At 72.6% G+C, this 12778-nt stretch carries 13 protein-coding genes; 3 read left to right on the top strand and 10 right to left on the bottom strand.

The window, feature by feature from the left end:
* Positions 1–50: 50 nt before the first annotated feature.
* From S1361_RS31415 to S1361_RS31390, 6 genes are all read right to left on the bottom strand, one after another.
* A complete protein-coding gene (locus tag S1361_RS31415) occupies positions 51–632 on the bottom strand; it encodes a sugar kinase (RefSeq protein ID WP_208035263.1) in 582 nt (193 codons plus the stop codon).
* Entirely contained in the window at positions 629–1774 is a 1146-nt protein-coding gene (locus S1361_RS31410; RefSeq protein ID WP_208035262.1) for an ROK family glucokinase, read from the bottom strand. Before S1361_RS31410 ends, S1361_RS31415 begins: the two co-directional genes overlap by 4 nt.
* A gap of 140 nt (positions 1775–1914) precedes the next feature.
* Positions 1915–2685, bottom strand: coding sequence for an ATP-binding cassette domain-containing protein (locus tag S1361_RS31405; RefSeq protein ID WP_208035261.1), 771 nt, complete (start codon positions 2683–2685; stop codon positions 1915–1917).
* Entirely contained in the window at positions 2682–3725 is a 1044-nt protein-coding gene (locus tag S1361_RS31400) for an ABC transporter permease (RefSeq protein ID WP_208035260.1), read from the bottom strand. Before S1361_RS31400 ends, S1361_RS31405 begins: the two co-directional genes overlap by 4 nt.
* Positions 3722–4726, bottom strand: coding sequence for a sugar ABC transporter substrate-binding protein (locus S1361_RS31395; protein ID WP_208035259.1), 1005 nt, complete (start codon positions 4724–4726; stop codon positions 3722–3724). Before S1361_RS31395 ends, S1361_RS31400 begins: the two co-directional genes overlap by 4 nt.
* A gap of 206 nt (positions 4727–4932) precedes the next feature.
* Positions 4933–5670: a GntR family transcriptional regulator gene (locus S1361_RS31390; protein WP_208036850.1), complete on the bottom strand. Its 738-nt coding sequence runs from the start codon at positions 5668–5670 to the stop codon at positions 4933–4935.
* Between the two features lie 130 nt (positions 5671–5800).
* Here S1361_RS31390 and S1361_RS31385 point away from each other — a divergent pair, with 130 nt between their 5' ends.
* Positions 5801–6823, top strand: a complete 1023-nt coding sequence (locus S1361_RS31385; protein ID WP_208035258.1) for a Gfo/Idh/MocA family protein — start codon at positions 5801–5803, stop codon at positions 6821–6823.
* A gap of 34 nt (positions 6824–6857) precedes the next feature.
* Here S1361_RS31385 and S1361_RS31380 read toward each other — a convergent pair whose 3' ends face one another.
* The 3 genes from S1361_RS31380 to S1361_RS31370 all read right to left on the bottom strand — a co-directional run bounded on the left by S1361_RS31380 (position 6858) and on the right by S1361_RS31370 (position 10171).
* On the bottom strand, positions 6858–8042 hold the full coding sequence (locus S1361_RS31380) for a cytochrome P450 family protein (RefSeq protein WP_208035257.1): 1185 nt from the start codon (positions 8040–8042) through the stop codon (positions 6858–6860).
* Positions 8043–8113: 71 nt separating this feature from the next.
* Positions 8114–8794, bottom strand: coding sequence for a response regulator (locus tag S1361_RS31375; protein WP_208035256.1), 681 nt, complete (start codon positions 8792–8794; stop codon positions 8114–8116).
* Between the two features lie 117 nt (positions 8795–8911).
* Positions 8912–10171 carry a sensor histidine kinase gene (locus S1361_RS31370; protein ID WP_208035255.1) on the bottom strand — a complete coding sequence of 420 codons (1260 nt, stop codon included), beginning with the start codon at positions 10169–10171 and terminating at the stop codon, positions 8912–8914.
* 200 nt (positions 10172–10371) lie between these two features.
* Here S1361_RS31370 and S1361_RS31365 point away from each other — a divergent pair, with 200 nt between their 5' ends.
* Positions 10372–10575 carry a hypothetical protein gene (locus tag S1361_RS31365; protein WP_208035254.1) on the top strand — a complete coding sequence of 68 codons (204 nt, stop codon included), beginning with the start codon at positions 10372–10374 and terminating at the stop codon, positions 10573–10575.
* Between the two features lie 115 nt (positions 10576–10690).
* On the opposite strand, the gene S1361_RS31360 is transcribed toward S1361_RS31365, so the two are convergent.
* A complete protein-coding gene (locus tag S1361_RS31360) occupies positions 10691–11068 on the bottom strand; it encodes an ArsR/SmtB family transcription factor (protein ID WP_208035253.1) in 378 nt (125 codons plus the stop codon).
* 111 nt (positions 11069–11179) lie between these two features.
* On the opposite strand from S1361_RS31360, the gene S1361_RS31355 reads away from it, so the two are divergent.
* Complete coding sequence (locus S1361_RS31355) at positions 11180–12442, top strand: MFS transporter (protein ID WP_208035252.1); 1263 nt, start codon at positions 11180–11182, stop codon at positions 12440–12442.
* The last annotated feature ends 336 nt before the right edge of the window (positions 12443–12778 follow it).

Genomic DNA, 12778 nt, shown 5'->3' with positions numbered 1-12778 from the left:
TCTACGGGCGGGGTCTGACAATCGGCTCCGGGGCCGGTTCGGGCCCGCGGCTACGGCACCGTGCGGGAGACCACGAACACCATCGGATGCTCCGGGTCGGACAGGTTGACGACCACGTCCTGGGTGGGCGCCGGGTTCTTCTGCTCGTGGGTCAGGCCCCACCAGGGGCCCGGGCCGCCGAAGGTCCAGCCGCTGACCTTCCGGTCCCGTTCGCCGACCGCGATCTCGTCCTTCTTCAGCTGCTCCCGGCGGACGCCCATGGCCCCCAGGAAGCTGTCCAGACCCGCGGGGTTGGTGCGGAACTGGACGTAGAGGCGGCTGGTCTTCCAGTTGTTCGTCTCGTAGGAGGCGATGTCGTCGGCGGGGTGCGGGACGGTCACCTGGTACAGGCGGCGCTGCACCTTCGAGGGCCAGCCCGGGGTGAGGCCGGTCGCCGAGTACTTCGCCTCCTTGTCCTTGCCGCTGTTGCGGCTCTGGTTCGCGGAGATCACCAGGTAGCCGGCCGGGACGCCGATGAGCAGGACGATGATCAGCAGGGTGAGCGCCCGGCGTCTGGCCTTGTGCCGGGGGTCCTCGGCGGGCCGCCGGGGTTCGTCCGGCGGGCCGCCCTGGTGGGGCAGCGACGGCGTCATGCGCTGTCCCGGTCGCGGCGGGACTGGACGTAGCGCTCGTAGCGCTCGTAGCGCTCCACGCGGCGCCGCTTGGCCCGGCGGAACCGGCGCGCGACCAGCCGGGCCAGGTCGGCGGCGCCCACCATGCCCGCCTCGGGCCCGAGCTGGGCGCGGGTGATGCGGGCCTCGGGGCGGTAGCCCCGGCCGGTGAGGTGGCGCTTGAAGGCGTCCCGGGCGGGGCCGATGAGCAGGTCGTCGGCGGCGCTGACGCCGCCGCCGATCACGAAGCAGGACGGGTCGAGCGCCGCCGCGAGGTTGGCGATGCCGACGCCGAGCCACTGGCCGATGTCCTGGAGCAGCTCGATGCACATCGCGTCGCCCTCGCGGGCCAGCTCGGTGATCATCGGGCCGGTGATCTCGTGGATGTTGCCCTTGACGTGCTCGATGATCCCGTAGGCCACCGGCGAGTCGGCCGCGGCCAGCTCCCTGGCCTCGCGGACGAGCGCGTTGCCGGAGCTGTACTGCTCCCAGCAGCCGCGGTTGCCGCACGGGCAGCGGTGCCCGCCGGGCACGACCTGCATGTGGCCGAACTCGCCGGCGACCCCGAACTTGCCCCGCTTGACCTGGCCGTCCTCCAGGATGGCGCCGCCGATGCCGGTGCCCAGGGTGATCATCACCAGGTGGTCCTCGCCGCGGCCGGCGCCGAAGCGCCACTCCGCCCAGGCGGCGGTGTTGGCGTCGTTGTCCACCAGGACCGGCACCGCGAGCCGGCCGGCGATGCGGTCGCGCAGGGGTTCGTTGCGCCAGGACAGGTGGGGGGCGAACAGGACGCGGTTGCGGTCGGCGTCGACCCAGCCGGCGGCGCCGATGCCGACCGCGTGCACGTCGTGCCGGTCGGACAGGTCCAGCACCAGCTCGACGATGGTGTCCTCGACGACCTTGGGACTCTTGGACTTGTCCGGGGTCTCCGTGCGGAGCTTCTCCAGGATGTTGCCGTCGGCGTCCACGACGCCCGCCATGACCTTGGTGCCCCCGATGTCGATGCCGACCGTGGGGACCCGGGGGGCTGTCAGATGTGACCGGCGTTCCCGGGTACCCACCGTGCGCAGGACGGGGGCTCGGCGGGAGCCGATGGGGGCCGTGAGGTCGCGGTAGGTGCTCATCGCGCTCGATTCTGCCTCACCGTCGGTAAGGGCGCGGTGCGGGGCGGGGCGGGTGACCGCGTGATCGACGCCGGGTGCGGGCCGTCGTGGCCGACCGCGTCCACGCGGCGGGGCCGCGCATCGGCACGGCCCCCGCCCCCTCAGCCTCTGTGCAGTTCGTGGCGGAGGGCGTCCAGGTCGGATCCTCCCGCCATCTGCTGCGTCAGGTCGTCCAGTGTGATCTCGTCCCGTGTGTGGTTGCCCACCATGGTGCCGCGCCTCAGCAGCACGAAACGGTCTCCCACCAAGTACGCGTGATGCGGGTTGTGGGTGATCAACACAACGCCCAGGCCCTCGTCCCGTGCCGCCGCCACATACTTCAGCACCACACCGGACTGCTTCACGCCCAGTGCCGCCGTCGGCTCGTCCAGCACCAGGACCTTGGCGCCGAAGTGCACCGCGCGGGCGATGGCCACGCACTGGCGTTCGCCGCCGGAGAGGGTGCCGATGGGCTGGTCGACGTCCCGGAGGTCGATACCCATACGGAGCAGCGCCTCGCGGGTGGTGCGGCGCATGAGATCGGTGTCCAGGCGCTTGAAGGGGCCGGCGCCCCTGCGAGGCTCGGAGCCGAGGAAGAAGTTGCGCCAGACCGGCATGAGCGGGACGACGGCCAGGTCCTGGTAGACCGTGGCGATGCCCCGGTCCAGGGCCTCGCGCGGGGAGGACAGGGTCGTCTCCTCGCCCTCGATGCGCAGGGTGCCGCCGTCGTGCCGGTGCAGGCCCGCGATCATCTTGATCAGCGTGGACTTGCCCGCGCCGTTGTCCCCGAGGACGCAGGTGATCTCGCCCGCGCGGACCTCCAGGGAGACCCCTTCCAGGGCGCGGACGCTGCCGTAGTGCTTGCTGACGTCGGTCAGCTCCACGAGTGTCACTTGGTGGCCTCCGCGCGCTTGCGGACCCAGGCGTTGAGCAGGGTCGCGAGGAGCAGCATCGCTCCGAGGAAGAACTTGAACCAGTCGGGGTTCCACTCGGCGAAGACGATGCCCTTGCTGGTCATGCCGAACAGCAGGGCGCCCACGGCCGAGCCGACCGCGCTGCCGTAGCCGCCGGTGATCAGGCAGCCGCCGATGACGGCCGCGATGATGTAGATCAGCTCGTTGCCGACGCCTTCGCCGGACTGGACGGCGTCGAAGGAGAAGAGCAGGTGCTGGCCGGAGATCCAGGCGCCGAACGCGACGCCCATGTAGAGGCCGATCTTGGTCCGGGCGACCGGGACGCCGACCGCGCGGGCCGCGTCCTCGTTGCCGCCGACGGCGAAGATCCAGTTTCCGGTGCGGGTGCGCAGCAGGATCCAGGAGGCGAGGGCGACCAGGCCGAGCCACCACAGGATGGTGACCTTCACGTCGACGCCGCCGAGCGTGAGCGTCGAGGCGAACACGGCGTGGGCGCTGGGGAAGCCCTCCATGTCGGCGATGGTCTTGGTGGAGACCGTGCCGTCGATCAGCTTGGTGAAGCCGAGGTTCATGCCGGTCAGCATCAGGAAGGTGCCCAGCGTGATGATGAAGCTGGGCAGTTTCGTGCGGGTGAGCATGAAGCCGTTGAAGGCACCGACGGCGAGCGTGACCAGCAGCGACACGCCCACGCCGACCCAGGTGTTCGCGGTCATCTGGTAGCTGAACATCGAGGAGACCAGCGCGGACGAGGTCACCAGGACGCCCACCGAGAGGTCGAACTCGCCGCCGATCATCAGCAGGGCCACGGGTACGGCCATGATGCCGATGGTCGAGGAGGCGTAGAGGACCGTGCTGAGGCTGGAGGCGCGCAGGAAGCCGTCGGCGGCGACGGCGAAGAAGACGAAGACGGCGAGGGCGCCGACGACCGAGCCCAGTTCCGGGCGGGTGAGCAGCTTCCGCAGCGGGGAGGTCTGCAGAATCCTTTCATCAAGCAGCTTCTCGTCGGTGGCCGTGCTCATCGGGTGCCCCGATCGGTGTACTCCGCCAGCGCGGACGCCTGGTCCTTGGTGACGATCTGCGGGCCGGTCAGGACCGGCCTGCCGCCGCCGAGGACGTCGCCGTTGTACTTGTAGAGCCACAGCAGGTCGACGGCCTGGTAGCCCTGGAGGTACGGCTGCTGGTCCACGGCGAAGCCGAGGGTGCCGTCCTCCAGCGAGGCCGCGACCTTGGCGTTCAGGTCGAAGGTGTCGATCTCGGCCTTGCTGCCCGCGTCCGTCCTCGCCTTCACGGCGGTGTCGGCGTAGGGCGCGCCGAGGGTGACGACGGAGTCGATGGACCGGTCGGCCTGGAGCTTGGCCTCGACCGCGGACTGCACGTCGGGCATGTTGGTGCCGTTGACGTACAGCTTGCGCAGCGTGCCGCGGAAGGTCTTGGCGACGCCGTCGCAGCGCTGCTCGTGGCCGACGTTGCCCTGCTCGTGCAGCACGCACAGGGCCTTCTTCCGCCCGCGCTTGTTCAGCTCGTCACCGACCGCCTCGCCGGCCACGGTCTCGTCCTGGCCGATGTGGGTGAGCGCGCCGAAGGCCTTGGACTCCCCGGAGCCGGAGTTCACGGTGATCACCGGGATGCCGGCCTTCTCGGCGCGGGCCACGGCGGCCTTCAGGGCGTCCGGCTTGGCGAGGGTGACGATGATGCCGTCGACCTTCTTGTCCACGGCCGCGTCCACCAGCTGGGCCTGCTGCTGGGCCTCGTCGTCGTGCGAGTACAGGAAGTTGATGTTGTCCTTGACGGCGGCCTGCTTCGCACCGCTCTGCACGATGTCCCAGAAGGTGTCGCCGTCCCCGGAGTGGGTGATCATCGCGAAGGTCCAGCGGGGGGTGTTCACCGCCGCCCTGCCCTGGGCGGCGGCGGCCTTGCGGGCGTCCTCCGCCCGCTTGCCTCCGGTGCTGCTGCATGCCGCCAGGGACACGGAGAGTGCCCCCGCCAGTGCTATGCCTACCCAGGTCCGAAACCGTGCCACGAGGCCGTGCCCTTCTCGCTGTGCTCTTGCTCTGGAACGTGCGTAAGGGGCGGGCGACCTCGCCGTCGGTGTGTCCCGGCGGCGACCTCACCAGCCCCAAACACTTCAGTATCGAACACAGGGAACAGGCATGACACGACCGGGGACCGCGCTCCGGTCACATTGTCCGGACATTGTGGCGGAGACGGGCCCCCGGGGGGCGTCCGTCACGGCCGTACGAGCAGCTGGAACTCGAAGGAGTAGCGGCTCGGCCGGTAGGTGTGATCGCCGAACTCGACCGCACGGCCGGTGTCGTCGAAGGTGGTGCGCTGCATGGTCAGCAGCGGTGCCCCCTCGGCCTCGCCGAGCCGCTCGGCCTCGGCGGCCGTGGCGCCGCGGGCGCCGATGGACTGGCGGGCGCTGTGCAGGGTGATCCCGGCCGAGCGCATCAGCCGGTACAGGCCGGTGGCCTCCAGCTGGCCGGTGTCGAGGTCGAGCAGGCCGGGCGGCAGGTGGTTGATCAGGTACGCCATCGGTTCGCCGTGCGCGAGGCGGAGCCGCTCGATGCGGTGCACGTCGCCGCCCTCGGCCACGCCGAGCGCGGCGGCGACCCCGGCCGAGGCCGGGACGACCGTGTTGACCAGCACCTTGGTCGCGGGGCGCTGGCCTGCCGCCTCCAGGTCGTCGTAGAGGCTGCTCAGCTCCAGGGGGCGTTTGACCTGGCTGTGCACGACCTGGGTGCCCACGCCCCGGCGCCGGACGAGGAGCCCCTTGTCGACGAGGGACTGGATGGCCTGGCGGACGGTCGGCCGGGACAGGCCGAGCCGCGCGGCCAGCTCGATCTCGTTGCCCAGCAGGCTGCCCGGGGTGAGGCTGCCCTGCTCGATGGCGGCCTCCAGCTGCTGGGACAGCTGGAAGTACAGGGGCACCGGGGAGCTACGGTCCACACGGAGGTCGAGCGACACGGTCGGGTCCACATCTGGTTTCGGCACGGGCCCGAGCGTAGTCCCGTGCCTGGTTGACGGGAAGTCGTGTAGTCCGATTGTCCGGACATACACATTGACAGCGTACGGGGTCCGCCCTCACTTTGATTCCATGCGCATCGGGGTCATCGGTACAGGCCGCATCGGCACCCTTCACGCGAGGACGCTCAGCCGTCACCGCGAGGTCGGTTCCCTGATCCTGACGGACGCTGAGCCGGCGCGGGCGCAGGAGCTGGCGCACCGGCTGGGCGAGACGGCGGCGCCGGGCGTGGACGAGATCTTCCGCTGGGGCGTGGACGCGGTGGTGATCACCACCGCGACGGCGGCCCACGCCGAGTACATCGGCCGGGCGGCCCGCCTGGGCCTGCCGGTGTTCTGCGAGAAGCCGATCGCGCTGGACCTGCCGGGCACACTGCACGCGCTGGCCGAGGTGGAGACGGCCGGCACGGTCCTGCAGATGGGCTTCCAGCGGCGGTTCGACGCGGGCTACGCCGGCGCCCGGGAGGCCGTCCGCAGCGGCCGGCTCGGCCGGCTGCACACCGTGCGGGCCATGACCTGCGACCAGTCCCCTCCCCCGGCCGAGTGGCTGCCGCTGTCCGGCGGGCTGTTCCGGGACACGCTGATCCACGACTTCGACGTGCTGCGCTGGGTGACCGGCCGGGAGGTGGCCGACGTGTACGCCACCGGCTCGGACGGCGGTCCCGCGATGTTCCGGGAGGCCGGGGACGTCGCCACGGGCGCGGCGCTGCTCACGCTGGACGACGGCACGCTGGCCACGGCGACGGCGACCCGGATGAACGGCGCCGGGTACGACGTCCGGATGGAGCTGGCCGGGGAGCGGGACACCGTGGTGGTGGGCCTGGACGACCGGACGCCCCTCGCGTCCACCGAGCCGAGCGGGCCGCCGCCCGCGGACAAGCCGTGGAGGGGCTTCCTGGAGCGGTTCGGACCCGCGTACGAGGCCGAGCTGAACGCCTTCGTGGAGGTCCTGCGCGGCGAGCGCGCCAACCCCTGTGACGGCCGGGAGGCGTTGCAGGCGCTGCGGATCGCCGAGGCCTGCGAACGCTCCCGCCGCGAGCGGCGCCGGGTGCCGCTCGCGGAGATCCCGGGCGGCGCGGGGACGTCGTACGGCTGAGGCCCGTACGACCACCGGGGCGGCCCCCGCGCCGCTACCAGCGCACCGGCAGGCTGCGCACGCCGCGCATCAGCAGGCCCGGCAGCCACTCCCCCGGCTCGCCGTCCAGGGCGAGGCCGGGAGCCCGTTCCAGAAGGGTGCCGATCGCGATGCGGCCCTCCAGGCGGGCCAGGGGTGCGCCGAGGCAGTAGTGGATGCCGTGGCCGAAGGCCAGGTGGCCGCCGGTGTCGCGGCGGATGTCGAAGCGGTCCGGCTCGGCGTACCGGGCGGGGTCGCGGTGGGCGGCGGTGAGGCCGACCAGCACGCCCTCGTTCTGTGCGATCCGGGTGCCCGCGATCTCCAGCGGTTCGGCGGCGTACCGGTAGGTGGCGTTGTGCGCCGGGCCGTCCCAGCGCAGCGTCTCCTCCACCGCCGCGCCGAGGAGGGTCGTGTCGGCGCGGAGGGCCGCCAGTTGGGCGGGGTGGGCGAGCAGGGCGAGGACCGCGTTGCCGATGAGGTTGACCGTGGTCTCGTGGCCGGCGATGAGCAGCAGGTAGGCCAGGCCGCGCAGCTCCTGCGGGGAGAGCCGGTCGCCGTCCTCGGCGGTGGTGCGGATCAGGTCGCTCAGCAGGTCGTCCGTGGGCCCGGCGCGGCGCTTGTCCTCGATCAGCTCGGTGAGGTACTCGGCGAAGCGGACGGTCGCGGCGCGCTCGCTGTCCTCGCCGGTCGGCGCGACGACCTCCGCGGACATCTTCCTGAACTCCGCGCGGTCCACCTGGGGGACGCCGAGCAGCTCGCAGATGACCGTGACCGGCAGCGGGTAGGCGAGGGAGCCTATGAGGTCGGCGCGGCCGCGCGGCAGCATGTCGTCGAGCAGTTCGTCGGTGATCTGCTGGATCCTCGGGCGGAGTTGCTCGACCCGGCGCATGGTGAACGCGCGCGCGACCAGGCCGCGCAGGCGCGTGTGCTGCGGCGGGTCGGCCGTCAGCAGGTACTTGCCGATCAGCTGCTCGTCCAGCGGCACCTCGCCGATCCTGGCGGTGTCCTTGGCCAGCCGGGGGTCGGCGAGGGCGGCCCGGGCCTCCCCGTACCCCACGACCAGCCAGGTCTCCCAGGGGCCGCCCGGCGTGGCGAGCCGGACCCGGTGGACGGGGCCCTGTTCGCGCAGCCGTGCGTAGACCGGGTGCGGGTCCCGGTGGAGCGCGTCACCGTACTGCGTCAGGTCTGTCACTGGTTCCATGTGCTCCCCTTACGGACGGCCCCGAGGTCGCGGACAGCTGGTGGTACCCGGACAACGCGCACGGCGTCCGGTCAGTGCCCCGCCTCGCCGTCCAACAGGCCCGCGTCGTAGGCGAGCAGGGCGATCTGGACACGGTTGTCCAGGCCGAGCTTGGCGAGGATGCGGGAGACGTGCGCCTTGACGGTGGCCACGCTCATGAAGAGTTCCGCGGCGATCCCGGCGTTGGCGAGGCCGCGCCCGACGGCGACGGCGACCTCGCGTTCGCGGTCGTTGAGGACGGCGAGCCGTTCGCGCGCACGGGTCCGCCGGGAGTCGGCGGCGCTGCCGGCCGCGTGCCGCATCAACTGCCGCGTGACGGCGGGCGACAGGACCGGCTCGCCGGCCGCGACCCGGCGTACGGCGTCGACGATCTCGGCGGGCGGGGTGTCCTTGAGCACGAAGCCGGCGGCACCGGCGCGCAGGGCGTGCAGCACCTGTTCGTCGGCGTGGAAGGTGGTCAGCACCACGACCTGCGGCGCCTCCGGCCGCGCGCGCAGCCGCCGCGTCGCGGTGATCCCGTCCACCGACGGCATCCTGATGTCCATCAGCACGACGTCCGGCCGGGCCCGCCGTACCAGGTCCTCCGCCTGCGCACCGTCGGCGGCCTCCCCGACGATCTCGATGTCCTCGGCCCCGCCGATCATCAGCGCCAGTCCGGCGCGTACGAGGGGGTCGTCGTCCACGAGCAGCAGTCTGATCGGCGTCGCAGTCATGGGGTTACGTAATCACGGGTGGGGAGTCGGGGCGGCAGGCTGCCTGGAGCGAGGGCGCCCGTGTGCCGGCCGGGCGCCGCGTGTGGGGCGCGGGGCGGTGGGCGGCGGCCGTGGGGCTCAGGTGCGCGGCCACGGCAGCCACCCCCGTACCTCGAAACCGCCGTCCGGTCGCGTGCCGTGTTCCAGGTGTCCCCCGGCCAGCGAGGCGCGTTCGGTGAGGCCGATCAGGCCCTGGCCGGAGCCGGGGACGGGCGGTACCTCGGAGGACGGGGCGGGGTTGGTGACGGTGACCGTGAGGCCGTCGCCGGGGGTGCCGGCGAGACGGACGGTGACGTCGGTGCCGGGGGCGTGTTTACGGGCGTTGGTCAGGGCCTCCTGGGCGATGCGGTAGGCGGTGCGGCCGACGGAGGCAGGGACGGCGGCCGGGTCGGCGACGCGGTGGTCGAGGGCGACGTTCATGCCGGCCTCGCGGCACTCGGCGACGAGGGCGTCCAGTGCGGCCAGCGTCGGCTGCGGGCGCCCGCCGGGCGGCTCGTCGGCCTCGCCGGCCCGCAGCACCCCGATGATCTCCCGCAGGTCCTGCAGGGCCTCGTGGGCGCTCTCCCGGATCACCCCGGCGGCCCGCGCGACCTCCTCGCGCGGCGCGTCCGGCCGGAACTCCAGGGCGCCCGCGTGCACGCTCAGCAGGGTGAGCCGGTGGGCGAGCACGTCGTGCATCTCGCGGGCGATGGCCTCGCGGGCCAGCCGCTGGGCCTGCTCGGCCCGCAGCCGGGCCTCGGTCTCCGCGTGCCGGGCGCGGTCGCGCAGGCTCAGCACGAGCTGCCGTTTGGACCGTACGAACATGCCCCAGCCGACCATCGCTGCGGTGAGCAGCACGCCCGAGGCGACCGCCACGACGTACGGCACGTCGGGGTCGGGCCGCAGCCAGAAGAAGACCGGGACCAGCGCCACGGACGCCCCGCCCGCCCAGGCCACGTACCGGAGGGGCCGGTGCACGGCGAGCGTGAAGAGGGCGACCACGCCCGCGCCGCCCGCGGTGTTGGACAGGAAGGCGACCGGCACCAACGCCACGGCGAGGCCGACCGGCCACCGGCGCCGCAGCCACACCGCGCCGCAGGCGAGTGCGCCCAGCGCCTGGTCGAGGGCGGCGTAGCCGTCCGGCAGGTCCTCCTGCCGCATGCTGTCCGCGCTCAGCAGGCCGATCAGCACGGCCAGCAGGAAGCAGAAGAAGTCGACCACCCAGTCGCGCGCCGTGCGCCGGGGCCGCCGGCCGGAGGCCGCGGCGTCCGGGTCCAGTTCGTGTACCAGCGCGGAGGGGAACAGCCACCGGCGGCCCGTGAATACCTTCGGCGCCCGCGCCCACTCGTCTGTGCTCACGGTCGGCCAATCTACGCACTGTCGGCGCCGTGTCGTCGCCCCGTGCCCACGATCGCTACCGGAGGACCGGGATCGTCGACCGAAGTCGCACCACGGTGGACTTTCGGCGACCGGCCACCGGCCGGGGCACGGCCTTTCGGCACCGTTGGCTCGCCCCGCGGCCGATGCGTGGCGGCAGGCCGCGGGGCGAGAGTCGTTCCATGAAGCGTTTGCTGGAGTTTCTCGGGTTTCTCGCCCTGATGCAGGGCACCGGCGGTCTGGCGTACGAGATCACGGGCAGGCTGCACTGGGGCATCACCCTGCGGTGGGGGGTCCTCGACGGCTACGAGATCTACGCGAGCATCGCGTTGATCCTGCTGGCGCTGGCCCTGTTCGCCGCCGCCGAGAGCCGCAGGCCCGGCTGAACCGCGGCCCCCGGCACGGTGGGTCGGCGGTCGAAGTCGGTCAGGTCCGAGGTGGCGTAGTGGTCGGGGGTGCAGTAGTCCTCCACGTCGCCAGGCTCGGCCCCGCCAGGTGCCGTCACGCCTGCGGTGTCCAGGCCGCCACCAGGTCGAGGAGGCCGGGGAACCGGGCGTTGAGGTCGTCGACCCGGACGTGGCTCCGACGCTCCAGGCCGTACTGGCGCTGGCGCGTGATCCCCGCCTCGCGCAGCGCCTTGAAGTGATGGGTGAGCGACGACTTGGGCCGGTCGAAGCCGAACCAGCCGCAGGAGTGGTCGAAGTTCTCCGACTCCAGGAGGAGTTTGCGGACGATCGTCAGCCGCAGGGGATCGCTGAGCGCGCCGAGCACGGTCTCCAGACGCAGCTCGTCCACCCCCGGCTCCGGCAGGGGTTCCGGCAGGTCGGGCGGCTCGGGGAACACCTTGACGGCGGGCGCGGCGGCCGTGGGCGCGGGCATAGGCAACTCCTCATAACGGCATTCCTATGTACGACTTCGATCGTACTGCATGCTAAGTTCGACTTGACTCGTACTGCTGGATGCCGGCAGGGAAGATCGGGAGGAACAGTCATGTCCGAGCCCCGGACCGCAACCGTCCAGGCCATCGACGGGAGGCGACGTACAGACCGCGCGGACACCGGCGGGCGATCCGTCGCGCCCCTGTGGTGGGTGTGGCTGGCCGCATGGCCGGTGACCGCCGTCTTCGTGCTCTCGAACGCGGCCACGCCGTTGTACGTGCTGTGGCAGCGCGACATCGGCTTCTCCAAGGGCACCCTGACCGTGGTGTTCGCCTTCTACATCATCGGCCTCATCGGCTCGCTGCTGGTCTCCGGCGTGGTCTCCGACCGGCTCGGCCGCAAGCCCGTCCTGCTGCCCGCCCTGGTGCTCGCCCTCGCCGCGTGCGCGATCTTCGCGACCGCCGCCAGCGTGGCCGCGCTGATCGTGGCCCGGCTGTTCACCGGGATCGCGGTCGGTGCCGTCGTCTCGGCCGGCATGGCCGCCGTGACGGACGTCGCCGGACCCGAGCGCAAGCGGATCGCCGCCCTGCTCGCCTCCTGCGCGATGGTCTTCGGCGCCGGGCTCGGCCCGCTGCTCGCCGGCGTGCTCTCCGAGACGGTGCCCGGCCCGACCGTGACCGTCTTCGTCGTCGAGGCCGCGCTCCTGGTCACCGCGGTGCTGTGCGTGCTGCGTATGCCGGTGCGCCGTCCCGAGGTGCGCGCCAAGGGCGCCTGGATCCGGGTGCCCGGCGTGCCGCAGGGCAACGGCCGTCAGCTCGCCCTGGGCATCGCGGTGTTCGCCCCCGGCATCACCGCCACGTCCTTCGTGCTCTCGCTCGGTCCCTCGCTGCTGTCCGGCCTGCTCGACACCACCAACCGGATCGTCGCCGGCGCCATGGCGTTCGTGATGTTCCTCGCCGCCACGGGCGTGCAGTTCGCCGTCCAGCGGCTGCGCCGCCGCACCATCCTCACGGCCGGCGCGGTCAGCACCACGCTCAGCATGATCATGCTGGTCGTCGCCGTGCACACCTCGGCGGTGGCGGTGCTCATCCTCTCCGCGCTGCTGGCCGGCGCCGGCCAGGGCATGGGCCAGCTCGGCGGACTGTCGCTGCTCAACTCCAGCATCCCGCCGCAGCGCCTGGCCGAGGCCAACGCCGCACTCAACGTGGGTGGTTACATCCCGGCCGGTGCCCTGCCGGTCTCCGCCGGCTACCTCAGCGACGCCGTGGGCCTGACCAACGGCGCCACGATCTTCGGCGCGGTTCTGATGGGTGTCGCCGTGATCGGCGGGCTGGTGGTCCTGGCCACCCGGCGCCAGGTGACGGACCCGGCCTGACCACGGCCCGTCCGATCCCGGCCGGCCGACTGCGGCCCACCGGGCTGCCACGGACGGCCTGCTCCTGGGGAGCGGTGCACCGCTGGACGGCGGCGGTGCACCGCTCCCCTGGCGCGTGCCGTACGCGAAGACCGACGCGCTCAATGGGCCGACGTGCGCGCCCAGTCGGCCCGTGTCCACCACTCGGGCGGCCCGGCTCGTGCGCTCAACGCGCCTCGCCCGTACGCCGGCCGTCCCGGATCGCGCGCCGGCCGTCCCGGGCCGAGCGCCGAAAGCGACGGCCGACCCAGGTCCCGCGCCGGGCGCGCCGGTCCACGCGTCGACCGGCCCGGTTCA

Source organism: Streptomyces cyanogenus (genome assembly GCF_017526105.1).
Classification (GTDB): Bacteria; Actinomycetota; Actinomycetes; order Streptomycetales; family Streptomycetaceae; genus Streptomyces; species Streptomyces cyanogenus.
Note: the sequence above shows the minus strand (reverse complement) of the source record. Positions and strands in the feature narration are given on the sequence as shown.

Coding starts and splice junctions, on each gene's coding strand:
- S1361_RS31380 (WP_208035257.1), bottom strand. CDS start 8,042: ATGGAACCAGTGACAGACCTGACGCAGTACGGTGACGCGCTCCACCGG.
- S1361_RS31375 (WP_208035256.1), bottom strand. CDS start 8,794: ATGACTGCGACGCCGATCAGACTGCTGCTCGTGGACGACGACCCCCTC.
- S1361_RS31355 (WP_208035252.1), top strand. CDS start 11,180: ATGTCCGAGCCCCGGACCGCAACCGTCCAGGCCATCGACGGGAGGCGA.
- S1361_RS31400 (WP_208035260.1), bottom strand. CDS start 3,725: ATGAGCACGGCCACCGACGAGAAGCTGCTTGATGAAAGGATTCTGCAG.
- S1361_RS31415 (WP_208035263.1), bottom strand. CDS start 632: ATGACGCCGTCGCTGCCCCACCAGGGCGGCCCGCCGGACGAACCCCGG.
- S1361_RS31385 (WP_208035258.1), top strand. CDS start 5,801: ATGCGCATCGGGGTCATCGGTACAGGCCGCATCGGCACCCTTCACGCG.
- S1361_RS31365 (WP_208035254.1), top strand. CDS start 10,372: ATGAAGCGTTTGCTGGAGTTTCTCGGGTTTCTCGCCCTGATGCAGGGC.
- S1361_RS31410 (WP_208035262.1), bottom strand. CDS start 1,774: ATGAGCACCTACCGCGACCTCACGGCCCCCATCGGCTCCCGCCGAGCC.
- S1361_RS31360 (WP_208035253.1), bottom strand. CDS start 11,068: ATGCCCGCGCCCACGGCCGCCGCGCCCGCCGTCAAGGTGTTCCCCGAG.